The following is a 26,688-nucleotide window of genomic DNA, read 5'->3' on the forward strand; positions in this document are numbered from 1 at the left end:
GCGAGCTCCGCTGACAGGACCGCTTCCGCCACAGCGGGTGCGGACGCTGTCAGGCGGCGGACCGCTGTCAGGCGGCGGACGCTGTCAGCCGGGAGGCATCTGGGGCCGGCGGAAGGTGCGGGGGACGTTCAGGTGGGGTGGGTAGATGGCGGCCAGCGCGCGGGTGAGCGCCTGCTCCCGCGGGCCGCTCGTGTCGATCTCGACCGCGTCCGGCCACGGCGCCATGGTCGCGGCCATCGCGCCGGCGATGCTCGCGTTCGCGTCGGAGAGCGTCCCGCTCTCCTCCGCGCCGGAAAGCCCGCCGCTCTCGTCGCCGCTCTTGTCGGTGCTCTCGTCCGTGCTCTCGTCCGCGTCGGAGCGGTTCCGCTCGCGGGCGGCCAGTCGCGTGGCGGCGAGCTGCGGGGTGATCGTGCAGCGGAGCCTGACCAGGCGGGCGGCGGTGCGGGTGGCCACGGTCTCGGCCTCGGTCAGGTGCCGCCCGTCGGCCCAGGACGCGTCCAGGACGACCGACTCGCCCTGGCCGAGCAGGCGCTCGGCGCGTGACAGCAGCTCGGCGTAGGTCCTGGCGGTGTGCTCGGGGTCGTAGATGCCCTGGAGGTAGGGTGCGTCGGCCGGCTCCAGCGGGTCGAGGCCGGCCAGCTCCTTCCTGATGCGGTCGCTGTGCAGCAGCGTGTAGCCGAGCCGGTCGGCCAGCGCGCCGCCGAGCGTCGACTTGCCGCTGCCGGGCGAGCCGCTGACCAGCACCAGGGTGACGGTTCCCGCGCGCAGGTGGCGCAGCGCCAGCTCGGCCAGGCGCCGGGCCTGCCAGCCGCCGTCGGTGTCGCCCTGCCAGTGGCGCAGGCACGCGACCTTGGCGCGGACGAAGGCCCGGTAGGCGACGTAGTGGTGCCACAGCGCCGCCGGCGCGGGATCGTTGCTGAACTCGACGTACCAGCTCAGGAACCGCCTGGCCGGGGTGGGGGCGCCGAGCCGTTCCAGGTCCATGGCGAGGAAGGCGGCGTCGTCCAGCCCGTCGAGGAAGCGCAGGCGGTCGTCGAACTCCAGGCAGTCGAGGACGCGCGGGCCGTCGTCGAGGCAGAAGATGTCCTCGGCCAGCAGGTCGCCGTGCCCGTCGACGATGCGGCCCGCGGCGATGCGGCTGTCGAACAGGGGCGCTCTGCCGTCCAGGAAGTCCCTGACGCGTTGCTCGATCTCCGTGAGCGTGCCGGGGTCGATGATGGTGCCGGGCAGGCCGCGTACCTGGGCGAAGCTGTCGCTCCAGCGGGCCCGCAGCGCCCGTACCCCGCCCTCCTGGTCGATCTCGGGCGAGTGCCGGCTTCTGGCGTGCAGGCCGGCGAGCTGCCTGGCGATGGCGCGCAGCGGCTCGCCGACCGGTTTGCCGTCGCGGACGAGCGTGGCCAGGCGCCGTTCGGGCGGCATGGCGCGCATGACGACGAGGTGCTCGCAGATCATGCCGTCGGGGCCGCGCACGTCCGCGACGCCCTCGTAGACGTCGGCGGCCAGGCGCCGGTTGAGCTCCACCTCGCGGTGGCAGGCCGCGCGCCGGGCGCGCAGGGTACCAAAGTCGAGGAAGCCGAGGTCCACGGGCTTCTTCAGCTTGTACGCGTGCTCGCCGAGCAGGAACACCACGGCCGCATGTGTCTCCTTGACCTGGGTGTACATGGCGCCACCTCCACTTCCAGTGCAGGCCGCCGGCCCGGTCGCCGCCAGGGCCGAAAGGCCCGACTACGCCCGCGCGGGGCGGCGGCCACCGGCGCGGGCGGCCCGCCAGATGGGGTAGCCGATCATGGTCAGGACGGTGAGCAGGGGCGCGGGGTGGCCGAACACGAGCGTGGCCGTCAGGTAGTCGGCGACGGGCACCGCGACCGCGGCGGCGAGCATCCATGCGGGCACCTCGGGGGCTGCGGCCCGTGCCCAGGGGGTGCGCTTCCAGGGCTTGGCGACCGCCAGCCAGGTCTGGACCGCCAGGGCGGAGGCCATCAGGCCGGTGCCGGCGACGAGGGCGGTGGCGGGCTCCCGGCTGCCGGCGGCGAGCGCGTCCAGCCGCGTGCCGAGCAGGAAGATGCCGGCGTAGAGCTGGCCCAGCGTCATGAGGAGCTTCGCCAGGATCCACCAGTACCGGGTGTAGCCCCAGCGGGTCATGCCGGAGAGCATGAGGCCGGTGAAGGCGGAGGCGTTGGCGAAGTGCAGGAGGATGTCGTCGTCGAGCAGGTCGGCCATGCGGTAGCCGGCGGGGTCTCCCGTCCGCGTCGCGTGGCTGAGCAGCACGACGAGGGCGAGCGCGAACGCCATCCAGCCCACGGAGGTCAGGACGTGCAGGGCGGCCAGGAGGTGCCGCCATGGGGTGGTTCCCGAACGGGCCATGCCCACTCCTATATGTAGATTGTCTACGTATCCAGCCTACATATGGGAGACATGCCGCCCGTAGGGCCGAAAGTCCCGCCCGTGTCCTTCGGCGGCCCGGCGCGGGACGTTCGCCGCTGTCCGGGGCCCGGCCCCGGCATGCACCATGGCTTATCGGCAGATGACGGAGGTGCGTCGATCATGAGCGGTGGACGGATGATCATGGGGTCGCCCGCGATCGAGGTGGAGCTGCTCGCCCTGCGCAAGCGGGTGGACGAGCTGGAGGAGCAGGTGCGTACGCTGGTCGCCGCGAACCTCTCCCTCGTCCGCAGCATGGAGAAGCTGCACAACAACGGCAGAGCGGTCGCAAGAGTCTAGATTCTCCTCAGGCGAGCGGCCCGGCCAGCCAGCTGTGCGACGGAACGGCGCCGGCCAGCGCGGGCGGCTCCTCCAGGGCGCGGGGCGGCGGCACCGGCCGGTCGGCCGCGACCGTGAGGAGGAAGCCGCCGAAGCGGCGCCACCACCCGTGGAATGTCCTGCCCTCCTCCGCCCGCACCGTCAGCCCGGTCCACCCCTCCGACGGCGGGCCGCAGCCGAGCGTCACCTCGACCGATCGGGTGTCCCTGCGCAGCCCGGTCCGCAGCACCTTCAGCGCGCTCTCCTTGGCCGACCACAGCAGGTTCGCCCGCAGCGGGTCCGCGCCGATCACCTCCCGCTCGGCGGCGGTGAAGTAGTCGGCGACGAAGGCGGGGCTGCGCGGCTCCACCAGCTCCAGGTCGCAGCCGACCGCGCCGGGCTCCAGGCCGAGCAGGCACACCGCCCACCCGGCCCGGTCCGTGAGCGACACGCCGACCGGCAGCGGCGCCCCCGCCCGGTACGCCTCCGGCGCCCCGCTCGGGTGGTGGCGCACCTCCAGCTCGTACGGCGGCGCCGGGTACAGGCGGCCCATGGCCTCCTTGGCCGTCCACCGGGCGACCAGGAACTCGGTGCGCCGCTTGGCGAAGCGCATCCCGGCCGCCCGGCGGGCCTCCTCCGGCGCCAGCCAGCCGTCCCCTGCGGGCAGGTTCTCCTCGCCACGCGCCAGCCAGCCCACCCCGCACCTGCCGAGCCCCGGAAAGCCCGCCTCCTGCCGGCCCGGTTCCCGCCGGGCCGGCTCGTGCGTGTTCATGTCGCCGCCATCCCTCTCCGCAGCGCGTCGATCACGTACGGGCGCAGCTCGGCCGCCGCGATGACGCGGTCCACCGAGCCGACCTCCAGTGCCCGCCGGATGCTGTGCACCCGGTCGAACTCGGCGGCGACCTCGTGCAGCTTGTCCGCCCGCACCTCCGCGGTGACCTCGACGAGCCGCGAGCGCGACCCCGACTGCCTGGCCGCCGTCACACGCGGGTCCCGCTCGGTACGCGCCCGCACCTCGCGCACGAACACCACGGCGGCGGCCGGCGCTCCCCCGATGACGGACGCGTAGGAGCCCTCGACGGCCGCGATCTCCAGGCCGGGGTTGAGCCGCTTGGAGAACACCACGAAGGCGCCCCCGTGGTAGCGGGAGATGACGACGAAGACGATGGGCCCGGCGAAGTTGGTGACCGCCCGCCCGATCTCGGCGCCGTACTCGAGCTGCCAGCGCCGCATCGACTCCGGCGAGCCGTCGAACCCGGACAGGTTGGCCAGCACCACGACGGGCCGGTTGCCGCTGGCGGCGTTGATGGCCCGCGCGACCTTGCGCGACGACTGCGGGAACAGCGTGCCGGCCGTCCAGGCGGGCGGCCCGTCGGCGGGCACGAAGCCGTGCCTGGCCTGCGGCGCGGACTCCAGCCCTATCACGCAGGCGGGGATGCCGCCGACGTGCCCGTCCCACACGACGGCCGTCTCGGCGTCGCGCCAGCGGGCCCAGCGCTCCAGCGGCTCGGCGTCCGTGTCGCACACCGCCCGCATCACCGAGCGGATGCCGAACGCCTTCTTGCGCTCGGCGTTGTGCGCGGCGGAGAAGATCTCCCCGACGGTGGCGAAGCCGGGGCCGGCGTGGGGCGACTCGCGCACGTCCCGGTCGGCCGGGTCGCAGGTGGGCCGCGGGCGCGGGTACCGCTCGCCGGGCACGACGTAGGCGTGCTCGTAGTGGCGCAGCAGGACGCGGCCCGCCTCGGCCAGGCTGGTCACGCCGTACTGGGCCTGCCCGTTGGGCCCCATGATGCGCTCGAAGCCGCCGATGCCGGTGTTGTCCTCGGCCGACACGCCGCCGGAGAAGTCGAGCGCCTGCTTGCCGGTCAGCACCATGGCGCTGCCGCTGACCATGACGAGGATGCCGCGGGTGTGCATGAGCATGGTGGACTCGGCGTTCCAGTACGGCTGCGCGCCCACGTTCACGCCGGTCACCACGATGTTGACCGCGCCGCCCGCCTGGGTGAACTCGATGAGGCGGCGCAGCACGGCGGCGATCCAGTCCATGTTCTCGGTGCCGCTGTCCATCGCGATGCGCGCGCCGGACGACAGCGCGAACCACTCCACCGGCACCCGCATCCGCTCGGCCAGGTCGAGCGCGGCGATCACCCGCCGGCACTCGGGCTCGGCCAGCGAGCCGAGGCTGCGCGTGGGGTCGCCGAGGATGGCGACCCTGGACATGCCTTCGGGCACCTTGGCGGTGCGGTTGGTGATGACGCCGACGACCAGGTTGGCGGTGTTGCCGCCCTCGGGCCTGCTGACGGGGACGAGCGTCCCGTCGCTCGCGAGGTCGTGCTCGGTGAACGTGCCGGGCGGGAAGTCGCCGGGCGTGCCCTCGGGCGGGGCCAGCATGCGGACGATCTCGTACGGGTAGGGCGCGCCGAACCGCCGGGCCCGCAGCACCTTGCGCCGGTACTCGGTGACGGGCTTGACCGGCGCCCGGCCGTAGGGCTCCCTGCGTACCGTCAGATGGTCCTCGTCGAGCCCTTCGACGTGCAGGACCGCGGGCTCGGCCGCCCCGCCGGGGCCGGGGATCCGTACCTGCAGCACCAGCTTGTCCAGCCCGGCCCCGGCGGCCAGCGGCACGAACGGCCTGGCCAGCCGCGGCCAGTCGGCGCTGGGCACGTCGAACGGCGGGCGCACGCACAGGATGATGCGGTTGGGCTGCGGCCGCCGCTCCGGCGGCGTGGCGGCCAGGTGCTCGCGCATGGCCGCCAGCGCCTGCAGGCCCATGCGTTCCAGCCGGGGCAGCGACACGACGCGGCCGTCGGCGTCGCGGACGGGGCTCAGGTCGCGCACCTCGCCGATGGCGAACAGCCGCACGTCGGCCGGGTTGTCCTTGGCGACGCCGCGGAAGAGGTAGACATCCTCGGCCGAGCGCAGCCGTTCGAGGTCGAAGGCGGACAGCCGCCACAGCTCGGCCCGCTCGGCGATCATCGGGTGCAGGTTGCGGTAGAGCGGCTCCTCCTCGAAGCCCTCGGGAGTGTGGCGGTAGGCGAAGTGCTGGGTGCGGTGGTGCTCGGGGCCGGGGCCGCGCTCGCTGGTGACGGTCACGGACAGCCGTTCCAGGGGACGGGCGAAGCTCACGCCCGCGAGCAGGCCCGCGACCTCGGCCTCGGTGGCGCCGGCGGCGGGCCGCTCCCCCGGCCGCCACGTCATCAGCTCGGCGATCACCCGCCGTCCCGGGTCCACCTCCTTCAGGTGGGCGGCGATGTCCTCGCACGCCGCCCGGCACTCCGCGAGCGGCCCGTAGGCCACGACCAGGTGGTACGGCACGCCCTCGTGCTCGAAGTCGGCCGTGCCGAGCCGGCCGCCGCAGCTCAGGTGCGTGAGCGAGCGGGTGCGGTAGAAGCGCCGGAGGTAGATCTCGACGACGACACCGCGCATCTCCGGGCCGGCCGCCTGCCAGCGGGCCAGCAGCGGGCCGCGCATCGGCTGCGGGCACCACACGAGCCGGTCGATCAGCTCGTCCCGGTCGGCCCGGCCCGGGTCGGCGGCCAGGTCGTCGAGGTGGGCCTCCATCTCGGCGTAGACGGCGGCCAGCGCCCGCTCGTGCTGGGGCTCGTCGAAGGAGCGGAAACGCACGTCCCTGGCCAGGTCGGCGACCACCGGCAGGCGGATCTGCGCGGCGATGGCCAGCCGGTCCAGCAGGTCCCGCAGGCCCGGGCCGGCCGGCAGCAGGTCGCGGTGCCGCAGCCGGCGCTCCAGCACGGCCGCGACGGCGGGGGCGAGATCCTGGGCGCGATGGAAGGAGCGATACAGCCAGACGACGGCCTCTTCGAGCTGCGGCGTGCGGTCGAGCCCGCGCACGCCGTACCTGGCCAGGACCCGCTCCAGGCGGGTGCGGAAGCCGGCGGGCAGCCCCGCCCTGCCGGGGTCGAGCCACTGCAGGTAGGACAGCAGGTACTCCTGGGCGCTCGGGCTCTCCGGCTCCTCCGGGTCGGGCACGGGCCGGTACAGGCCGCACACGTCGGCGAACAGGTCCAGGAACGCGTCCTCGCAAGCGAGCAGCTCCAGGTCGGCGGGCTCGTCCGGATCGTGACCGACGAGCTCGCGCGGGTCCAGGTCGAAGCCGAGCAGGCTGCCGCACAGGGCCGCGTACCTCGCCCGGCTGCCCGGCCGGGCGGTGTCCGCGTGGGTCAGGGCCGTGAAGGAGACCGGCGTCCCCCCTGGCCGCGACGCCTCCGCCGCCTCGCGGATGCGCAGCAGCGGCTGCCCCGCCCCCACCTGGGTGTTGGCGGCCACCTCGACCGAGGCGACCTCGCCCGCGTACGGGGCGGCCACCGTGGACTCCAGCTTCATGCTCTCCAGCACCGCCAGCGGGTCGCCCTCGGCCACCCGGGCGCCGGCCACGACGGGCACGGCCACCACGAACGCCGGGTGCGAGGCCCGCACGATCCCCCCGTCGTCGCGGTGCACCGCGTGCGCCGCCCACTCGCCGTCCCGCTCGACCTCCACGAGGTACGCGGGGCCGCGGGGGGAGATCTGCGTGTGGTACGCGGCGCCGCCGCACGACAGCCGCCGCTCGTACGCACCCAGCCGCCGCACGCCCACGCGCACCGGCCCGTCGGACGTCTCGATCCGGTACTCCTCGGGGCCGGTACGCAGGACGCGCAGGTCGTACGGACGGCCGCGGTAGCGCAGCCTGGCCCGGTGGCCCATCCGGTCCGGCAGGTCGGGGCGGCCCCGGCCGGCGGCCTCGTGGAAGGCGGCCCGCTCCGCCTCGTGGTCGGCGTCGTAGGCCTCGACGGCGGCCTGCAGCACGGCGACCGGGTCCGCCGCCGGCAGGTGCCCGCTCCCGGCGGTCAGCCGGTCCAGCCACCGGTTGTCCGCGGTGCCCTGGCGCACCTCGTCCCGCGACAGCAGCGACAGCAGGAACGCCCGGTTCGTGGCGCCGCCCTCGATGACCACGCGGGTCGCCGCCAGCGCGCGCCGCAGCCTGGCCATGGCCTCGTTGCGGTCGCCGCCCCTGGCCACCACCTTGGCGATCATCGAGTCGAACTCCGGCGCGATCACGTCGCCCTCGGCCACGCCCGCGTCCACCCGGATCCCGGGCCCGGACGGCGGCCGCCACACGGCGACGCGGCCCGGCGCGGGCGCGAACGCCTGCTCCGGGTCCTCCGCGCACAGCCGGGCCTCGATGGCCCAGCCTCGGGCGGGCGGCGGCTCGCCTTCGAGCCGGCCGCCCCTGGCCACGTGGAGCTGCAGCTTGACCAGGTCGGCGCCGGTCGTCTCCTCGGTCACCGGGTGCTCGACCTGGAGCCGGGTGTTGACCTCCATGAACTGGTGGGCGCCGGTGTCCGGGTCGAGCAGGAACTCGACCGTCCCCGCGTTCTGGTAGCCGGCCTCGCGGGCCAGCCGCACCGCCGCCGCCATGACGGTGCGCTCGGCTGCCGGGGTCAGTGCCGTGGAGCCGGACTCCTCGATGACCTTCTGGTTGCGGCGCTGGATGCTGCAGTCGCGCACGCCCACCGCCCACGTGGTCCCGTACGCGTCCGCGATGATCTGCACCTCGACGTGGCGGGCGCGCGGGACGAGCCGCTCCACGAACACGGCCGGGTCGCCGAACGCGGCCTGCGCCTCGGCGCGGGCGCCGGCCAGCGCCGGGGCCAGTTCCTGCGGCGTGCGGACCACCCGGATGCCGCGCCCGCCGCCGCCCGCCGCCGCCTTGACGACCACGGGGAAGCCGAGCCGCCCGGCGTGCTCCAGCGCGTCGGCGGCGCCGGTCACGGGGCCGCCGCTCCACGGCACTACCGGCACGCCGGCCTGCTCCGCCAGGAGCTTGGCCGCGATCTTGTCGCCGAGCAGGCGGATCGTCGCGCTGCGCGGTCCGACGAACGTGATGCCTGCCCGCTCGCAGCGCTCGGCGAACGAGGCGTGCTCGGCCAGGAAGCCCCAGCCGACCCAGACCGCGTCCGCGCGGGCCTGCTGGAGCGCCCGCACGACCCGTTCCTCGTCCAGGTAGGCCGGCTTGCGGTGGCCGTCCACCGGGTCGAGGTAGGTGGCCGGGCCGATGGAGACCGCCTCGTCGGCCCGGCGCACGTACCAGGCGTCGGCGTCCTGGTCGGTGTGCAGGACGATCGTGGCCATGCGGGGGGAGGCGCCGTCGCGGTTGAGCTCCGCGACGGCGTCCAGCACCCGCGTCGCCGGCTCGCCCCGGTTGACGATCGCGAGCCGCTCGATGCCGGTCATGTCAGGCCTCTCCTCGCCTGTCTCGCAACGGGGCCAGCGACCGGCCGACCTCTTCCGGCAGGTCGCCGGGCAGCGGGGTGCCCCGGTAGCCCTCGACGGCCACGAGCACCGCGCCGTCGCCGTTCACGACCACGCAGTCGTAGCGGCCTTCGCCCGCCTCGACGAGCGCCTGCACGTCCTTGGCCGGCCTGGCCGGGTGGAGCAGGACGCGGTCCACGTGCGCGGGCAGCGCCAGCACGCCGTCACGGGCGGCCTGGGCCAGGCCCGCCGTCTGGAAGCAGAGCTCCACCAGGCGCGGCGGGGTCACCGTCGGCCGCTCCGGCTCCAGCGCCGGTGGCAGGTCGTCCGGCATCCTCGCCGCCGCGCCCGTGCCGTGCGCCCAGGCGGAGGCCACCAGCTGGTAGGCGGGGCCGTGGAAGAACAGCGTGTACACCTGCGGCGCAGCCATCGTCGCCGCGCCCTCCTCGTGCGCCCGCTCGCGCCGCGCGCCCTTGCGGGCCGTGCCCGACAGCCGCACGTTCCCGGTGAAGTGCACGGTGCGCTGCGGCTCGTCCTGACCGGGCAGCAGCCGCTCGGCCGTCAGTTCGCAGCGGGCGAGCAGGTCGCCGCCGTCCGGGGTGACGACGGCCGTCACGGTGAGTGTGCGCGGCTCGTCCCGGTAGAACTTCACCGGTGCCAGGAAGTCGACGTCCTCCACCGCCGTGACCTGCCGGCCCGGCGCGGCCAGCCGCGCCGCCTCGGCGAACGCCTCGATGCCCATCACCCCCGGCAGGACCGCGACGCCGTCGATGCGGTGATGGTTCAGGAACGGCTGCCGTCGCGGATCCAGCGTCACGCGGACGACCAGGCCCGAGTGCACCCCGAACGCCTCCACCGCGTTCGCCATCGGCTCGTCCGCGGGGGCGGCGGCCAGCCCGCCGCTCTCGTCCGTCTCCGCGCCCAGCACTCCGAGCGCTCCCGCGACCAGCACCTCGCCGCGCTCGCCCGAGGACGTCAGCTCGCGTCTGATCCACGGCACCCCCACCTCCGGTGGGAGCATCTCGATGCCCGCCAGCTCCATGATCTTGGGGATGGAGCCGCGGGTCGCCATGCCGATGCCGCTCCAGGCCGTCCAGTCCAGCGCGATCGCCCGGGTGTGCGGCCGGGTGCGGCGCATGCCGCTGGTCAGCTTGCACAGCAGGTCGTTGGCCGCGCTGTAGTCGGCCTGACCGGCGTTGCCGAAGCGGCCCGCCACCGAGCTGAACACCACGGTGGCGCCGATCGGCAGGTCGCCCGCCGCGTGTAGCAGGTTGAACCAGCCGTCGCTCTTGACGTCGAAGACCAGGTCGAACTCCGCCTGTGGTTTGTCCCCCAGCGACCGGCTGATCTCCAGGCCGGCGGCGTGCAGCAGCACGTCCACGTGGTCGCTCACCGCGCGCACCTCGTCCATGACGCGGCGCACCGCGTCCGGGTCCGTGAGGTCCACCTGGTGGTAGTACGGCGTGCCGCCGGCCTTCCTGACGGCCTCGATCGCGTCCAGCGCCGCCTGCAGCCGCTCGAAGCGGGCCAGCTCGCGCTCGATCAGCACCGGGGTCGGGCGCTCGCCGCGCCGCTTGAGCCGGTCGGCCAGGTCCGCCTTGAGCGCGTCGCGGTCGCTGTTGTAGCGGCGCAGGTCGGCGTCGGACGGGTCGGGCTGGGGGGTCAGGTCCAGCAGGTGGAACACGCCGCCGGAGGCGGTGGCCAGGTCGGCGGTGATCGCCGACACGATGCCGCCGGCCGCGCCGGTGATGAGAAACACGCTCTCCGCACTCAGCTCCATCCCGCCGGTCTCAGCGAACGGGCGCTCGGTCAGGCCGATCGTCCAGCGGTCGCCGCCGGCGGTGCCGACCTCGACGCAGCCGGGGTCGGTCAGGGTCTCCGCGATCAGCGTGTCGGCGAGCGCGGACGCCTTGCCGCCCGTACCGAAGTCGACGGCCTTGACCAGGATGTCCGGCTGCTCGCGGCAGTACGACTTCGCGAAGCCGGTCACCGCGCCGCCCAGCGGGGAGGTTGCGCCCGCGTCGTCGTAGCCGTGCCGGCCGCCGAGCCTGGTCCCGGTGACCAGGAAGGGCGCCTGCTCGTAGAGGGCGTGGATCAGGGCGTACAGACTCTTGACGCGGCGGCGCAACGCCTCGCGCCAGGCCGGCAGATCCATCTCCGCCACCGGCCGCTCGGCGTCGAGCGCCGCCAGCCAGTAGACGCCGTCCACCCTCCCCTGCACTTGCGCCACCAGTTCCTCGGGTGAGGCGACGGGGTCGACGGTGACGACCTCGCAGCCCAGCTTGCCGAGCCGTCCGGCCAGCGCCTTGCCGACGCCGCCCGCGTCCGTGCCGATCACGATCCTGGTGCCCTCGCCGAGGTGGGCGCCGGTCGGCTTGCACCGGGTCCGGTCGGGGCGCAGCACGGGGACGGGGATCCGGCGCGGAAACCCACCGACCCTCTCGGCACCGGCCTCCTGCTGTTCAGGAGTGGCCGGGGGCTGCGGCTGCTGTTCCGTGGCCGCCGACGCGGGCTCCGGCGGGGCGGGCTCCTGTTTGGGGAGGCGGTCGCGGATCCAGCCGACCACGTGAGTCAGCGTCGGGAAGTCACGCAACCGCAGGTTCGGATCACGCTCCAACCCGTACCGCTCCCGCACCGCCGCGAAAATCTCGGCCTGCTTGACCGTGTCCACCCCCAGATCCGCCTCCAGATCCAGATCCGACTCCAGCAACTCCGGCGGATAACCGGTCATCCCGGCCACGATCTCCACCACGGCGGCCTGGACGTCGTCCGCCGGAGCCTCGGGCTGGGTCGATCCGTTCTCGGCCGCCGCTTGCGCGGGCCCCGCGGGGGTCGCTGCCGAAACGGGTGCGGCGGCGGGCTGTGCCGGGGCGGGCTCCTGCTCGGGGAGGCGGTCGCGGATCCAGCCGACCACATGGGTCAGCGTCGGGAAGTCACGCAACCGCAGATTCGGATCACGCTCCAACCCGTACCGCTCCCGCACCGCCGCGAAAATCTCGGCCTGCTTGACCGTGTCCACCCCCAGATCCGCCTCCAGATCCAGATCCGGCTCCAGCAACTCCGGCGGATAACCGGTCATCCCGGAGACGATGCCGACGACGGTGTCCGCGATCGGGTCGGCCGGCGGGGCCGCTTCGGCCGGCGGAGCAATGGCGGCCTCTGCCTCGGGCGCCGTCACGGGCGGAACGGCCGCGACCACCGGTTCGGCGGCCACAGCGGAGGGAGGGGCGAAGGCGGCGGTGGGCGTCGGGACGTCCGAGAAGCCCGGCATGAGGGTCTCACTGGGTGCCTGGGCTGGGGCGTCGGCGATGCGCAGGCGGCGCTGCACCACCTCGAGGGTGGCGCCGGGGCGGCCGGCGAGGGCCGACAGCCACGCCTGCCAGGCGGCCGGGTCCGTGATGCGGTAGGCGTGGCCGAGCTCGCTCGGCGAGCGGTGCCGGCCGTCCGGCATGGGGGTCCAGCGCAGGAGGGTCATGGCGATCTGCGAGCCGAACCCGGCGGCCAGGCGCAGCGCGTACCGCACGGGGTAGGCGCCGCCGGTGGACAGGTTGAGCGGGCCCAGTTCCGGATCGGGCTCCTTGTGGTTCGGGACGGGCGGCACGATGCCGGTCTCGATGGCTTTGATCGCGACGACGTCCTCGATGCCGGCGCCCATGGCGTGGCCGGTGAAGCCCTTGGTGTTGGCGATCACGATCGCGTCGGCGGAGGGGCCGAACGACTGCCGTAGTGCGTGGATCTCGGCCGCCGCGCTGCCGCCCCGGGCGGGCGTGTAGGTCTCGTGGGAGACGAACACCGTCTCGGGTGCGATCGTGTGCCGGTCGGCGCCGTGGCTCTCCGCCTGCCGGACGACCTGCTCCATGACCTGCGAGATGTGCTGGACGTCGAGGCGGGTGCCGTGGAAGGCGCTGTTGGCGGTGACGCCGGCCAGCATCTCGCAGATGGGGCGCAGGCCGCGCTCGCGGGCCGCCTCGGCGGACTCGATCACCATGGCGGCGGCGCCCATGCCGACGATCATGCCGTGCCTGCGCCGGTCGAACGGGGTTGCGGCGTCCTCGACGACGTCGTCCGTGGCGGCGGCGCCGGAGGCCAGGAAGCCGGAGCCGATCCAGGGCAGCAGTGTGTCGGAGGTGGCGTCGTCGGCCGAGATGACGATGACGCGGCGGCAGCGGCCGGTGCGGATCCAGTCCTCGGCCACGCACATGGCCTGGGTGGTGCTGGCGCAGGCGGCGTTCACCTGGGTGTTGGGGCCGCGCGCGCCGATGATCTCGGCGAACTGGGAGTGCCCCATGGACAGGCAGCGGAACAGGAAGCGGCGGTCGAACACGTACGGCTCGCTCCGCAGGAGGTGGCGCAGCTCGGCGATGCGGCGGTCCACCTCGGCGGCCGCGCTCTCGTCGCCGCGCATCCTGGCCCGCACGGCCTCCAGCGCGAGCAGCTGCTCCCGGCGTCCCCGGTCGGTGAAGTAGCGCTCCAGCTCGCCGGCGAACGCGTCGTAGGCGGGGAACGCCGAAGCGAACACCACCCCGGTTTCGTCGCGCAGCGCCTGGGGCAGCCCCCATCGGTCGGGCAGTTTCGTGCCGAGTGTCGTGCTCTTGTAGTGCATGACCAGCGGGATTCCCGCGTCGCGCAGCGCGTCGAAGCCCGCGCCGATGGCGAGCCTGGTGGCCACGTCGAGGGCGGCGTCCCGGTCGGCGTCCACGCCGAACTCGGTGACCACGTCGACCGGCGCGTGCCGGCCGGCCAGCTTGAGCACGTCGGCCTCGCTGCCGATGGTCTCGAACGTCGGATCGCCCGCCTCCCGCTTGACCAGCCGGGTGATGCGGCGGTCCACCATGGCGCGGCGGAAGCGGTGCGGGATCGTGTCGATGAACTGCTGGCCGGCGAGGATGCGGGCCAGGTTCTCGTCGTCGAAGACGCGCTCCACTCCGGGCAGCCCGAGCGCGGCCCCGGTCACCACGACCGGCTCCGTGATCGGGAGGCTCTGTGGCGCGGTGCCGCCGTGGATCGCCAGGCCCTGTTGGAGTGTCTGGGCGAAGAGGCGGCCGAGCTGGGTGTAGGTGGTCTCTGGGGTCATGGTGAGCCTCGTGGTCGGGGCGGCCGTCGCCGCGCTGGATGCGTGCTCCGGCCGGGCGTGCGACGGGATTGGCACCGCGTTGGGCGTCTGCGCGGGCGAGGGGATCCCCGCCGTCGGCCTCTCCGTGTGGAAGGAGATCGTCGCCGTGCGCGGGGTCGCGGGCGGTGCCGGGTAGGCCAGGCCGGTGGCGTACAGGCCGCACAATGCCTGGTTGAAAGCGGGGATGTCCCCGTTCTTGGGGTGGTTGGTGAACAGGGCGAGCACGTCGTCGTGGGTCGAGCCGAGCACGTCCTCGGCGAAGCCGTGCAGCGCCTTCTTCGGCCCCACCTCGACGAAGACGCGGGCGCCCGCGTCGTACAGGGTGCGCAGGCCCGTCACGAACCGCACCGGCGAGGAGACCTGGCGGCCGAGGATGTCGAGCATCGTCTCGACGTCGGCGTCCTGCGGGTAGAACCGGCCGGTCACGTTGGCCACGATCGGCTTGGCGGGCGGCCGGATGTCGAGGCGGCGCAGCACCTCCTTCAGCGGCCCGCCGGCCGGGGCGACGATCGAGGTGTGGAAGGCGTGGCTGACGGGGATGCGGGTCGCGGTCATGCCGGCTGCGCGGAAGCGCTCCACGGCCGCGTCCACGGCCTCGGTCGCGCCGCCGACCACGGCTTGGGCGGTGCTGTTGATGTTGGCGACCACGACGTAACCGTCGGACTCGGCGACGATGCGCTCGATCTCCGGCAGCGGGCCGAACACCGCGGCCATGGCGCCGCTGTCGGGCAGCTCCAGCGAGGCCATCTCCCGTCCGCGTGCGCTGACCGCCTCCAGCGCCGACGGGAACGTCAGCGCGCCGGCGGCGACGAGCGCGCCGTACTCGCCGAGGCTGTGGCCCATCACCATGTCGGGGCGCACGCCGTACGCGTCCAGCAGGCGGGTGAGCGCGGCGTCCACGGTCAGGACGGCGGGCTGGGTGATCTCGGTCTGCAGCAGCGCCTGCCGGGCCGGGCCCGGGTCGGCGTCGTCACAGAAGATGTACGACGTCAGGGGCCGGCCCAGCAGCGGCGTCATCACGCGGTCGGCCTCGTCGAACGTGGCCGCCACGATGGGCTCGTGCTCGCGCAGGTCGCGCAGCATGTTGACGTACTGGGAGCCCTGGCCGGTGTAGAGGAAGGCCACCTTGGGGGCGGGTCCGCGGCCGAGGAAGACGCCCTGGGCGCGCAACATGCGCCACATGGCCTGGTTGCCGGTACGCAGGGCGGTGATGGCCTTGGCCGCCTTGGCCGCCAGGTCTGCGGGTTCGGCGTAGTCGATCGCGACCCTGATGGCCGCGGTGGCCAGCGCGGGGTCGGGGGGTTGCGGCGTGTTCGCGGCGCGCACCTGTTCGAGCCGGGCGATGACCTCCGGCTCGTCGGTCCCGCCCACGACCCTGGCTCCCCGCAACGGCGGACGGGAACTGACGGTCGCCGGTCCCTTCCCGACGGGCGACGCCGCCGCGCTCCCTTGCGCCGCACTGCTCCCCTGCGCCGCACTGCTCCCCTGCGCCGCACTGCTCCCCTGCGCCGCACTGCTCCCCTGCGCCGCACTGCTCCCCTGCGCCGCACTGCTCCGCTGCGCCGCGCTGCTTGCCGGCGGGGCCGCGGTTGCCTGCGGCCCCGCACTTGCGGCGCCTGCCTGAGGCGCAACGGTCACCTGCGGCGCCGCGCCCGCTCGTTGCTCGGTGGCCGCCTGGGGCGCGGCGCCCGCCTGGAAGGGGGCGCTGTCCGGCGAGGTGGGTGCGGAGGCCGCCGTGGCACCCGCCCCGGCAGGCGTCGCGGTGCCCGTGCCGGGCCTCGCGGGCGCGGTGCTCGGGCCGGACATCGTAGGCGCGGTGGTGGAGGTGGCGTACACGGTCGCGGCGGCGGCGGCGGGGCGGTGGCGGCCGGGGATGTACTCCTCCAGCACCACGTGGAAGTTCGTTCCGCCGAACCCGAACGCGCTCACCCCCGCGCACCGCACCCCGCCCGCCGGCCGTTCCCACTCCCGCAGGGTGGTGTTGACCTGGAAGGGGATGGCGGACCAGTCGACGTTCGGGTTGGGGACGTCGAAGTGGAGGCTGGGGGGCAGCACCTGCTCGTGCAGGCTCATCACGGTCTTGAACAGGCCGGCCGTCCCGGCTGCCGCCTTGAGGTGGCCGATGTTGGACTTGACGGAGCCGAGTGCGATCGTGCCCCGCGCGGCGCCCGCCTTCTCGAAGACCTCGCTGAGGGCGCCGAGCTCGACGGCGTCACCCACGCGGGTGGAGGTGCCGTGGGCCTCGATGAGGGTGGCCTGTGCCGGGTCGAGGCCGGCGCCGGCCCAGGCGCGTTCGATGGCGAGCCGCTGCCCGATCGGGTTGGGCGCGGTGATGCCCTTGCCCTTGCCGTCGCTGGAGCCGGCCAGGCCGCGCAGGACGGCGTAGACGCGGTCGCCGTCGCGTTCGGCGTCGGACAGGCGTTTGAGGACGAACAGCGCCGCGCCCTCGCCCATGACGAAGCCGTCGGCGCCCGCGTCGAAGGGCCGGGTGCCGGTGGCCGACAGGGCGCCGATCTTGCAGAACTTGACGAACGCGGCCACGCCCATGTTCCGGTCCACGCCGCCGGTGATCACGGTGTCGAAGTCGTGGGCCTGGAGCCCGCGTACGGCCGAGGACAGGGCGGCCAGGCCGGAGGCGCAGGCGGCGTCGGTGGTGAAGTTGGGCCCGCGGAAGTTGAACAGGTTGGCGACCCGGCCGGCGATGATGTTGGCCAGCTCGCCGGGCATGGTGTCCTCGGTGATCGGCGGGAACCCGCTGAGGAAGGCGCCGGCGCTCTCGCGCAGCACGGCCTCGCGGACGTCGGCGGGCAGGGCGGCGAAGGCGGGCGAGCGTTCCAGGCCGCGCACGTATTCGGGCAGGACGACGCGGGTGTTGGAGCGGTAGTGCTTCTCGCCACCGATGGCGTTGCCGATGATCACGGCGACCCGTTCGGGGTCGGCGTTCCAGCCGGGCCAGCCGGCGTCCTGGAGGGCGGACCGGGCGGCGCTGACGGCCCACTTCTGGCCGCCGTCGAGCTGCGCGGCCACGGCCGGTGGCACGGCCAGCCGCCAGCCGATGGGGTCCCACGGGTAGTCGCGCACCCAGCCGCCGATCCGCGAGTACGTCTTGTCGGGCGCCTTGGGGTCGGGGTCGTAGTAGAGGGCGGGGTCCCAGCGTTCGGGGGCACGTCGGAGATGGAGTACCTGCCGTTCTTGATGTTCGCCCAGAAGGTGGGGGCGTCGGGAGCGTCGGGCATGATCGCGCCGAGGCCGACGACGGCGACGGGTTCGAGCGTGATGGCGTTCATGACGTTTCCTGGGGGTCGACGCGGTCGTAGAGGACGTCCGCGATCAGGTCCATGTCGGCGAGCAGGCCGCGCTGGGCCGCCCGTACGTCGTCGGCGCGCAGGCCCTCCAGCCCGGCGGCGTCGCCGGCGGGCAGGGCGCCGAGCACCCAGCGCGCGCCCTCTTCGGCGATCTTCATGGCGGCTTCCCTGGCGAAGACGCGGCTGACGGCGGCGAGCGCGGCGGAGGTGAAGCGGCGGTCGGCCTTGTCCGGGAGCCTGCCGTCAAGGGCGGCGGCGGCGCGCCTGGCGAGGCTGCCCGCGGCCTCGGCGTAGGCGATCAGCTCGCCGAGCCGCAGCAGGACGTGCTGGTTGCGGGTGAGCCGCCCGGTCCGGCAGGACTCCAGCACGGTGGCGAGGGCGTCGAGGGCGAGCGCGGCGGTGGCGGCGCCGGTCTGCGCGGGCAGCGCGGCCATCGCGGCGGCGGCGTCGCGGTAGCAAGCGCCGCGGGTCTTGAGGTGCTGCTGCCAGCGGTCCCTGGCGATGGTCATCTCCAGGATCTCGGAGGTGCCCTCGTAGATGGTGGTGATGCGCACGTCCCGCTTGATCTTCTCGACGAGGTACGGCTTGGTGTAGCCGTAGCCGCCGTGGGCCTGGATCGCGGCTTCGGCGGCGGCGTTGCCCGCCTCGCTGGCCAGGTACTTGGCGATGGCGCCCTCGGTGTTGAGCGAGCCCTCACCCGCGTCGATGCGGGCCGCGCTCTCCTCGATGAACGCCCGGGCGGCCTCCAGCCGGACGACATGCGGCACGATCAGCTTGTGCGTGTAGCCCTGCTTGGTGGACAGGGTGGCCCCGGCCTGGACGCGGTCGAGGGAGTAGCGGATCGCGCGCTCGGTGGCCTCCCAGCCGCCACCGAGCCCGAAGGCCGCCACCATGAGCCGGGTGTAGCCGAAGACGTTCTGTGCCTGTGTCAGGCCTTGGCCCTCGGCCAGGCCGACGAGGTGCTCCGCCGGGACGAACACGTCGTCGAGGTAGAGCGCGGCCGTGTTGGACAGGCGGATGCCGTGCTTGTCCTCGGGGGGAGCGGTGGAGAAGCCGTCGGCGCCGCGTTCCACGACGAACCAGGACGGGCCCGAGGGGGTGAGCGCCAGCACGCTCCAGGCGTCGGCGATGGAGCCGTTGCTGATCCACTGCTTGCGGCCGTTGATCCGGTAGCCGCCCTCGACCGGTGTGGCGGTGGTGCGCAGCGCGCCGAGGTCGCTGCCCGCCTCGGGCTCGGTGGCGCCGTAGGCGAACAGGATGCCTTCCTTGGCGATCCGGCCGAGCCAGCGCTCCTTCTGCTCCGTCGTGCCGCCGAACAGGATGGGGTCGCTGCCGAGGAACGTCGCGAACACGGACGTGGCCACGCCCAGGTCGAGGCGGGCCAGGCGCTCGCAGATGCGGTAGGAGTCGAACGCGCCGCCTCCCATGCCGCCGTAGTCCTCCGGCACGAACGCGAGCTGGACGCCGAGCTCGTCGCCGCACATCCGCCTGATGGTCTCCTCGGGGCAGACGTCGTCGCGGTCCAGCTCCAGCAGGCGTTCCTCGGGCAGTGCCGCGGCGACGAACTCGCCGAGCGCGTCGAGCATCAGGTCGAGTGTTCCGAGGTCGAGTCCATCCGTCATGGCTCGCCTCCCTCTTCATGGCTACGGGTTTCCCAGGACCGTAGAGCCGCGGGTGCGGGCGGGGGCAGGCACGGAGGGCCCCTCGGGAAGGGACTTTCGTCCTGAATCGGGAGCGCTGACGAAGGACCGCCGTGCTCGGGACTTCCGTCCCTATCTGCGGCGCCGTCGGGCGGATGTGATGGAGGCGGCTGCAGAGGAGGCAGGCATGCGTATGACCGTCGCGGACGTGATGACGGAGAAGGTCGTCACCGTCACCGCCGCCACCCCGTTCAAGGAGATCGCGGAGACGCTCATCTCCGGCGGCATCAGCGCCGTCCCGGTCACCGACGACGACCGGCACGTGCTCGGCATGGTGTCGGAGGCGGACCTGCTGCGCAAGGAGGAGTTCCGGGAGCAGTTCTACCGGGAGGGCTACCAGCCGCCGCTGCGGGCCCGGATGCGGCATCCGAAGGGGCGGCAGAAGGCCGCGGGTGACACCGCCGCCGAGCTGATGACCAGCCCGGCCGTCTGCGTCTCCCCCGAGGCGTCCGCCGTCGAGGCGGCTCGCCTCATGGACACCCACGACGTCAAGCGGCTCGCGGTCGTCGACTACAACGGCCGGCTCGTCGGCATCGTCAGCCGCCGCGACCTGGTCAAGCTGTTCCTGCGCGCGGACGACGACATCGCCACGGAGGTGCGCGAGGACATCCTCGTCCGCAACCTGTGGGTGGACACGAGCGGCGTCGAGGTGGAGGTGCGCCAGGGCGTCGTGACGCTGTCCGGCTGGATGGAGCGCCGCAGCGAGGCCGGCATCGCCGCCCGCATGACGCACCGGGTCAACGGCGTGGTCGACGTGGTCGACAAGTTGGCGTGGAAGCAGGACGACTCCCAAGCGGAGACGCGCTGACACCGGTCCGGGAGGGGAGCAGGACATGGAAGCGGCCGTCCTTGACACGCTGGATCCCCTGATCGGGGCGTTGCGCGAGCGCGGGTACGCCGTCGTGGGCCCGATGGTCCGCGACGGCGTCATCCGCTTCGCCGAGCTGGACTCGGCCGCCGATCTGCCGGTGGGCCGCGCCGACGAGCAGGCTCCTGGCGTCTACCGGTTGCACGAGCGCGGCGAGCTGGTCTTCGGCTTCGCCGCGAGCCCCGACTCCGTCAAGCGCTGGACGCATCCGCCCCGCTCCACGCTGTTCCGGATGCGGGACGGCGTGCCGGAGCCGGCCGCGGTGCGGGCGCCGAAGGTGGCGCTGCTGGGCGTGCGGGCCTGCGATCTGGCGGCGCTGGCCGTGCAGGACCGGGTGTTCCTGGGTGGCCGGCATCCGGACGAGGCGTACCGGGAGCGCCGCGCGGCGCTGTTCCTCATCGCCGTCACCTGCGCGGTGCCGGGCGGGACGTGCTTCTGCGCCTCCACGGGCACCGGCCCGCGCGCCGACTCCGGCTTCGACCTGGCGCTGACCGAGCTGACCGGCCCGCACCGGTTCCTGGTGGAGCCGGGCGGCGAGCGCGGCGCCGAGCTGCTGGCCGCGCTGCCGTCCCGTCCGGCCGGTGACGCCGATCTGGAGACCGCCCGCGGGGTCGGCGCGGCCGCCGAGGCCCGGATGGGCCGCCACCTCGACCTCGGCGGCGTCCGGGAGCGGCTGGCCGAGGGGCGTGAGTCGCCCGTCTGGAACGAGATCGCCTCCCGCTGCCTGACCTGCGCCAACTGCACGATGGTCTGCCCCACGTGCTTCTGCGTCACCGTCGAGGACGGCACCTCCCTGGACGACGGCACGGCCGAGCGCACCGAACGCTGGGACTCCTGCTTCACGCTGGAGTTCACCGAGCTGGGCGGCGCGCCGGTGCGGTCCTCCGGGGCCGCCCGCTACCGGCAGTGGCTCACGCACAAGTTCTCCACCTGGTTCGACCAGTTCGGCACCTGCGGCTGCGTCGGCTGCGGCCGGTGCGTCACCTGGTGCCCGGCCGGCATCGACATCATCGAGGAACTGGAGCGGCTGCGATGATCCCCACCCCCTACCACGTGCGTTCACGCCGGCCGGACCGGGCCGACACGGTCACGCTCACGCTGGAGCCGGTCGAGGGCGCGTGCCCGTCGTTCCTGCCGGGCCAGTTCACCATGCTGTACGCGCCCGGTGTCGGTGAGATCCCCATCTCCATCAGCGGCCGGGCCCGCTCGGGCGGCTACGTGCAGACCGTCCGCGCGGTCGGCGCGGTCAGCCGCGCGCTGTGCCGCGCGCGGCGCGGCGACGTCGTCGGCGTGCGCGGCCCGTTCGGCACGCACTGGGAGCTGGCGGCGGCGCACGGTCTGGACGTGGTGGTCGCGGCGGGCGGGCTCGGGCTGGCGCCGCTGCGGCCGGTGATCCGGGAGCTGGCGGCGCACGGCGCCCGCTTCGGCCGGATCAGCGTGATCGTCGGCGCCCGGACGCCTTCGACCCTGATGTACCCGCGTGAGCTGGCCCGCTGGGGGCGCGACTTCGACGTCCAGGTGACCGTGGACCACCCGGACCGGGCGTGGAAGGGGCCGACCGGGCTGATCACCAAGTTGGTCGGCCGGATCGTGTTCGAGCCGGCCCGCACGTACGCGTTCGTGTGCGGGCCCGAGGTCATGATGCGGGCCACCGCCGGCGAGCTGGTGCGGCGTGGCGTGCCCGCCGGGCGGATCGCGCTGTCGCTGGAGCGCAACATGAAGTGCGGCATCGGCCGGTGCGGCCACTGTCAGCTCGGCCCCTTGTTCACCTGTCTCGACGGGCCCGTGCTCACCTACGACAAGGTGGCCGATCTGCTGGAGGTGAAACAGTTGTGAGCAAGCTCGCCGTGTGGAAGCTCGCCTCGTGCGACGGCTGCCAGCTGACCCTGCTCGACTGCGAGGACGAGCTGCTGTCGGTGGCCGCACGTGTCGAGATCGCCTACTTCCTCGAAGCCTCCAGCGCCCGAGGGAAGGGGCCCTACGACCTGTCCCTGGTGGAAGGGTCGATCACCACACCGGATGACCTGGAGCGGATCGGGCACATCCGGCGCGTCTCCCGGCATCTCGTGACGATCGGCGCGTGCGCGACTGCGGGCGGCGTGCAGGCGCTGCGGAACCTGGCCGACGTCCGCGAGTTCGCCTCCGTCGTCTACGCCCGCCCCGACTACATCAAGACGCTCGACCGCTCCACGCCGGTGTCGGCGCACGTGCCCGTCGACTTCGAGTTGCGCGGCTGCCCGATCGACAAGCGGCAGCTGCTGGAGGTCATCGGCGCCTTCCTGGCCGGGCGGCGGCCGGTCGTGCCCGCGCACAGCGTCTGCGTGGAGTGCAAGGCGCGCGGCAACCCCTGCGTGCTCGTCGCCCACGGCACCCCGTGCCTGGGCCCGGTCACCCAGGCCGGCTGCGGCGCACTCTGCCCGGCGTTCAACCGCGGCTGCTTCGGCTGCTTCGGCCCCATGGAGAGCCCCAACGCCGCCGCGCTCAACGCCCTCCTGCGCGCCGCCGGCATGGACGACGACGCGCTGCAGCGCGTCTACCGCACCTTCAACGTCACCTCCTTCGGAGGCAGCAGTGACGCATAAGACGATCCGCGTGGGCGGCCTGACCCGGGTGGAGGGCGAGGGCGCGCTGCTGGTGCGCGCCCGCGACGGCCGCGTCACCGACCTGCAGCTCAAGATCTACGAGCCGCCCCGCTTCTTCGAGGCGCTGCTGAGAGGCCGCGCCTTCACCGAGCCGCCCGACATCACCGCCCGCATCTGCGGCATCTGCCCGGTCGCCTACCAGATGAGCGCCTGCCAGGCCCTGGAGTCGGCCTGCGGCGTCACCGTCGAGGGCGCGCTGCGCGATCTGCGCCTGCTGCTGTACTACGGCGAGTGGATCGAGTCGCACGCCCTGCACATCTACCTGCTGCACGCCCCGGACTTCCTCGGCTATCCCAGCGGCGTGGCCATGGCGGCCGACCACCGTCCGGCGGTCGAGCGCGGGCTGGCGCTGAAGAAGGCGGGCAACGAGCTGGTGGCCGCCGTCGGCGGGCGCGCCATCCATCCGGTCAACGTGCGGCTGGGCGGCTTCTACCGGGCACCCGCCGATCTCACGCCGCTCGCCGGACGTCTCCGGCAGGCTTTGCGCGCGGCGCTCGACACCGTCGAGTGGGTCAGCGGCTTCGACTTCCCGGACGTGGAGCACGACTACCGGTTCCTGGCGCTGCGCCATCCCGCCGAGTACGCGATCCTGTCCGGCGACGTCGCCGTCAGCGACGGCACCGCCTTCCCTGTCTGCGACTGGCCGCGTCACGTGGTGGAGGAGCAGGTGCGGCACTCCACCGCGTTGCACGCCCGCCTCGACGGCCGGCCCGGCTATCTCACCGGCCCGCTGGCCCGCTACGCGCTCAACGCGCCGCTGCTGTCGCCACTGGCGCTGAGGGCCGCCGCCGAGGCCGGGCTGGGGCGGGTGTGCCGCAATCCGTTCCGCAGCATCGTGGTGCGGGCGGTGGAGGTCGTGCACGCGTGCGAGGAGGCGCTGCGCCTCATCGACCGGTACGTCCCTCCGGACGAGCCTGCGGTGCCCGTCGCCCCGCGGCCGGGTGTCGGGCACGGCGCTTCGGAGGCGCCGCGCGGCACCCTGTACCATCGCTATCGCATCGACGAGCGGGGTCTGATCGCCGAGACCGACATCGTCCCCCCGACGGCGCAGAACCAGGCCCGTATCGAGGACGACCTGCGCGCCGTCATCGAGCCCCGGCTCGGCCTGCCCGTCGCCCGGCTGACCGAGCTGTGCGAGCGGGCCATCCGCAACCACGACCCGTGCATCTCCTGTTCGGCGCACTTCCTCGACCTGGCGCTCCGCCATGACTAGAACGGTCGTCATCGGGCTCGGCAACGACTATCGCGGCGACGACGGTGCCGGGCTCGCCGCCGCCCGCCTGCTGCGCGGGTGGGGGGTGCTGGTGGTCGAGAACGGCGGCGATCCGGCGGAGCTCATCGAGGCGTGGACGGGCGCGGACGTGGCCGTCGTGATCGACGCGGCGTGCTCGGGCGAGCCGCCGGGTGTGGTGCGCCGGTTCCGCGGCGTCCCGTCCCTGCCGCACGGTGGGGCGAGCAGCCACGTGCTGTCCCTGGCCGATGCCGTGGAGCTGGCGCGCGCCCTCGGCCGGATGCCCGGGGAGCTGGTCGTCTACACCGTCGAAGGCGCCACGTTCGCCCTCGGTGCGGGGCTGTCGGAGCCGGTGTCGGCGGCGGTGGCGGCCCTGGCCCGCACCCTCGCGCGCGGCCTCAGCAGATCCGGGGGAGCTGCTCCCCCACCAGCATGTCGATGACCCGGCGCGAGCCCACCAGCGTGCGCATGGTGACCCGGCCGGAAGGGCCGGCGACCACGGTGCCGATGCGGGTCGCGCACGCACCCTCAGGCCGTGCGCGCATGGCGGCGAGCACCGCCTCGGCCCTGGCCGGGTCGACGAACGCCACCAGGCAGCCCTCGTTGGCCACGTGCAGGGGGTCCAGGCCCAGCAGGTCGCAGGCGGCGGCGACCTGGGCGGGGACGGGGACGGCCGGCTCGTCCAGCTCCACCGCCACGCCGGAGGCGGCGGCCAGCTCGTTCAGCGCGCTGGCCAGCCCGCCTCTGGTCGGGTCGCGCAGCGTGTGCACCCCGCAGGCGCCCGCCGTGATCATCGCGGTGGTCAGGCGGTGCAGCGGCCTGCTGTCGGAGGCCAGCGAGCTCTCGAATCCGAGCCCTTCCCGGGTGCTCAGGATGGTGATCCCGTGCAGGCCGATCGGGCCGGACAGCAGCACGGCGTCGCCGGGGCGGCCGTTCGCGGCGGCGACGTGCGCGCCGGGCAGCCGCACGCCGATCCCGGTGGTGGTGACGAACAGCCCGTCGGCCGCGCCCTTGCCGACGACCTTGGTGTCGCCGGTCACGATGCGGACGTCGCAGGCCCGGGCGGCCTCGGCGACGGAGGTGGTGACGCGGCGCAGCTCGTCCAGCGGCAGCCCTTCCTCCACGATGTAGGCCAGGCTCAGCGCGACCGGGACGGCGCCCATCATGGCCAGGTCGTTGACCGTGCCGTGCACGGCCAGCGACCCGATGTCGCCGCCAGGGAAGAAGCGGGGGGTGACCACGAACCCGTCGGTGGACAGCACGATCTCCGGCGTGCCGGTGGTGACGATCGCGGCGTCCTCCAGCGTGCCGGCGCCGAGGCGGGGGGTGAGGTCGGCGAGCAGTTCGGCCATGAGCTGCCCGCCGGAGCCGTGGCCGAGCAGCACCCGCTCCGTCTCGGCCTGCGGGGCGGGGCACGTGGCGGCGATGGGGTCGAAGCGCGTGGTCATGGTGTCTCCTGTCGGATGCGGCCGGCGTTGTGGAAGGCGGCGCAGGTGCCCTCGGCGGACACCATCGGCGCGCCCAGCGGTCTGCGCGGCGTGCAGAGCGTGCCGTAGGCGGCGCAGTCGAGGGGGGTGCGGGTGCCGCGCAGGATCTCCCCCGCGATGCACTCGGGGTGCTCGCTCGTGCTGACGTCGCCGACGCCGAACCGGAGCGTCGCGTCATGGCGGGCGTACTGCGGCGCCAGCACCAGCCCGCTGGCCGGGATCTCCCCGATCCCCCGCCACGTCTGGTCACTGACCCGGAAGACCCGCCGCACGGCGTCCTGGGCGAAGGTGTTGCCGGTGCGGCGCACGGCCCGCGCGTACTGGTTCTCCACCGTGAACCGCCCCTCCTCCAGCTGGCGGACCGCCATGAGGATGCCTTCCAGCAGGTCGAGCGGTTCGAACCCGGTGACCACGATCGGCACCCGGTAGCGGGCGGCCAGCGGTTCGTACTCGGTCCAGCCCATCACCGCGCACACGTGCCCGGCCGCCAGGAAGGCGTCCACCGAGGCGGACTCCATGATCGCGGCCATCGCGGGAGGCACCAGGACGTGGCTGACGAGCACGCTGAAGTTGTCGAGGTGTTCGGCGTCCGCGCGCAGCACGGCCATGGCGTTGGCCGGCGCGGTGGTCTCGAAGCCGACCGCGAAGAACACCACCTGCCGGTCCGGGTTCGCCGCCGCCATCCGTACGGCGTCGAGGGGCGAGTACACCACGCGCACGTCCGCGCCGCGTGCCTTGGCCGACAGCAGGTCCGCGCCGGAGCCCGGCACGCGCAGCATGTCGCCGAAGGAGGTGAAGATGACCTCGGGGCGGGCGGCGATGGCCAGTGCCCGGTCGATGGTGGCCAGCGGCGTCACGCACACGGGGCAGCCGGGCCCGTGCACCATGCGCACCGGGATCAGCTCGTCGATGCCCTGCCGGACGATGGTGTGCGTCTGCCCGCCGCACACTTCCATGATCGACCACGGCCGGGTGGCGGTGGCCCGGATCTCCCGCACGAGGCGGCGGGCGAGCTCGGGGTTCCGGTACTCATCGAGATATCTCATCCAGCCCTCCCGGGATCGCCCGGAGCACCGCGAGCGTGCGCAGTGCCTCGTCCTCGTCCAGCACGGAGATGGCGAACCCGACGTGCACGATCACGTAGTCGCCCGGCCCCGCCTCGGGGGTGTAGGACAGGCAGGCCTCCCGGCGCAACCCGTCGAAGTCCACGGTGCCCATCTCGCCGTCGCGGGCCACGATCCTTCCCGGTACGCCCAGGCACATCCCGACCAGCCTCCTCCACCTCGTCCTCTCAGCGTGCGCCGCACCCACGAGCGCGGGCAGCGGCGAACGTCCCGCGTGCCGGGGGCCGAAG

16 protein-coding genes and 1 pseudogene are annotated in these 26,688 nt (G+C 73.9%); 7 read left to right on the forward strand and 10 right to left on the reverse strand.

Annotated elements, in window-relative coordinates; all coding sequences use genetic code 11:
• Positions 1 to 84: 84 nt before the first annotated feature.
• A complete protein-coding gene (locus KIS93_RS56950) occupies positions 85 to 1,662 on the reverse strand; it encodes a bifunctional aminoglycoside phosphotransferase/ATP-binding protein (protein ID WP_080039414.1) in 1,578 nt (525 codons plus the stop codon).
• Positions 1,663 to 1,725: 63 nt separating this feature from the next.
• Positions 1,726 to 2,364, reverse strand: coding sequence for a hypothetical protein (locus tag KIS93_RS56955; RefSeq protein WP_080039415.1), 639 nt, complete (start codon positions 2,362 to 2,364; stop codon positions 1,726 to 1,728).
• Between the two features lie 180 nt (positions 2,365 to 2,544).
• Between KIS93_RS56955 and KIS93_RS56960 the strand changes: the two genes are divergently transcribed.
• Positions 2,545 to 2,721, forward strand: coding sequence for a hypothetical protein (locus KIS93_RS56960; RefSeq protein WP_155127626.1), 177 nt, complete (start codon positions 2,545 to 2,547; stop codon positions 2,719 to 2,721).
• A 7-nt stretch (positions 2,722 to 2,728) separates the two neighbouring features.
• On the opposite strand, the gene KIS93_RS56965 is transcribed toward KIS93_RS56960, so the two are convergent.
• From KIS93_RS56965 to KIS93_RS56995, 5 genes and pseudogenes are all read right to left on the reverse strand, one after another.
• Positions 2,729 to 3,511, reverse strand: a complete 783-nt coding sequence (locus KIS93_RS56965) for a 4'-phosphopantetheinyl transferase family protein (protein WP_080039416.1) — start codon at positions 3,509 to 3,511, stop codon at positions 2,729 to 2,731.
• Positions 3,508 to 8,970 (reverse strand): ATP-binding protein, encoded by a 5,463-nt coding sequence (locus KIS93_RS56970; RefSeq protein ID WP_080039417.1) that lies wholly within the window; start codon positions 8,968 to 8,970, stop codon positions 3,508 to 3,510. The genes KIS93_RS56965 and KIS93_RS56970 overlap by 4 nt, the downstream gene beginning before the upstream one ends.
• Position 8,971: 1 nt before the next feature.
• Entirely contained in the window at positions 8,972 to 16,555 is a 7,584-nt protein-coding gene (locus KIS93_RS64080) for an SDR family NAD(P)-dependent oxidoreductase (RefSeq protein ID WP_420895896.1), read from the reverse strand.
• 12 nt (positions 16,556 to 16,567) lie between these two features.
• A pseudogene (locus KIS93_RS69425) lies at positions 16,568 to 17,388 on the reverse strand (beta-ketoacyl synthase N-terminal-like domain-containing protein); the annotation flags it as partial.
• A complete protein-coding gene (locus tag KIS93_RS56995) occupies positions 17,385 to 19,028 on the reverse strand; it encodes an acyl-CoA dehydrogenase family protein (RefSeq protein ID WP_080039420.1) in 1,644 nt (547 codons plus the stop codon). The pseudogene KIS93_RS69425 and the gene KIS93_RS56995, both read right to left, overlap by 4 nt.
• A 205-nt stretch (positions 19,029 to 19,233) precedes the next feature.
• On the opposite strand from KIS93_RS56995, the gene KIS93_RS57000 reads away from it, so the two are divergent.
• Genes KIS93_RS57000 through KIS93_RS57025 form a run of 6 tightly spaced genes read left to right on the forward strand, consistent with a single transcriptional unit; the run spans position 19,234 to position 24,289 of the window.
• Positions 19,234 to 19,914 carry a CBS domain-containing protein gene (locus KIS93_RS57000; RefSeq protein WP_186405056.1) on the forward strand — a complete coding sequence of 227 codons (681 nt, stop codon included), beginning with the start codon at positions 19,234 to 19,236 and terminating at the stop codon, positions 19,912 to 19,914.
• A gap of 25 nt (positions 19,915 to 19,939) precedes the next feature.
• Complete coding sequence (locus KIS93_RS57005) at positions 19,940 to 21,010, forward strand: 4Fe-4S dicluster domain-containing protein (RefSeq protein ID WP_080039422.1); 1,071 nt, start codon at positions 19,940 to 19,942, stop codon at positions 21,008 to 21,010.
• Positions 21,007 to 21,810, forward strand: a complete 804-nt coding sequence (locus KIS93_RS57010; protein ID WP_080039423.1) for an FAD/NAD(P)-binding protein — start codon at positions 21,007 to 21,009, stop codon at positions 21,808 to 21,810. Before KIS93_RS57005 ends, KIS93_RS57010 begins: the two co-directional genes overlap by 4 nt.
• On the forward strand, positions 21,807 to 22,556 hold the full coding sequence (locus tag KIS93_RS57015; RefSeq protein ID WP_080039424.1) for an NADH-quinone oxidoreductase subunit B family protein: 750 nt from the start codon (positions 21,807 to 21,809) through the stop codon (positions 22,554 to 22,556). Before KIS93_RS57010 ends, KIS93_RS57015 begins: the two co-directional genes overlap by 4 nt.
• Positions 22,546 to 23,829 carry a Ni/Fe hydrogenase subunit alpha gene (locus KIS93_RS57020; protein WP_080039425.1) on the forward strand — a complete coding sequence of 428 codons (1,284 nt, stop codon included), beginning with the start codon at positions 22,546 to 22,548 and terminating at the stop codon, positions 23,827 to 23,829. Before KIS93_RS57015 ends, KIS93_RS57020 begins: the two co-directional genes overlap by 11 nt.
• Complete coding sequence (locus tag KIS93_RS57025) at positions 23,822 to 24,289, forward strand: hydrogenase maturation protease (RefSeq protein ID WP_080039426.1); 468 nt, start codon at positions 23,822 to 23,824, stop codon at positions 24,287 to 24,289. Before KIS93_RS57020 ends, KIS93_RS57025 begins: the two co-directional genes overlap by 8 nt.
• Here KIS93_RS57025 and hypE read toward each other — a convergent pair.
• From hypE to KIS93_RS57040, 3 genes are read right to left on the reverse strand one after another with little or no spacing between them, the layout of a single operon-like run.
• A complete protein-coding gene (hypE, locus tag KIS93_RS57030) occupies positions 24,246 to 25,295 on the reverse strand; it encodes a hydrogenase expression/formation protein HypE (protein ID WP_080039427.1) in 1,050 nt (349 codons plus the stop codon). The two genes, KIS93_RS57025 and hypE, sit on opposite strands and share 44 nt — an antisense overlap.
• Entirely contained in the window at positions 25,292 to 26,380 is a 1,089-nt protein-coding gene (gene hypD / locus KIS93_RS57035) for a hydrogenase formation protein HypD (RefSeq protein ID WP_080039428.1), read from the reverse strand. Before hypD ends, hypE begins: the two co-directional genes overlap by 4 nt.
• On the reverse strand, positions 26,364 to 26,597 hold the full coding sequence (locus tag KIS93_RS57040) for a HypC/HybG/HupF family hydrogenase formation chaperone (protein WP_080039429.1): 234 nt from the start codon (positions 26,595 to 26,597) through the stop codon (positions 26,364 to 26,366). The genes hypD and KIS93_RS57040 overlap by 17 nt, the downstream gene beginning before the upstream one ends.
• Between the last annotated feature and the right edge of the window lie 91 nt (positions 26,598 to 26,688).

The organism is [Actinomadura] parvosata subsp. kistnae, assembly GCF_900323885.1.
GTDB classification, from domain to species: domain Bacteria; phylum Actinomycetota; class Actinomycetes; order Streptosporangiales; family Streptosporangiaceae; genus Nonomuraea; species Nonomuraea composti.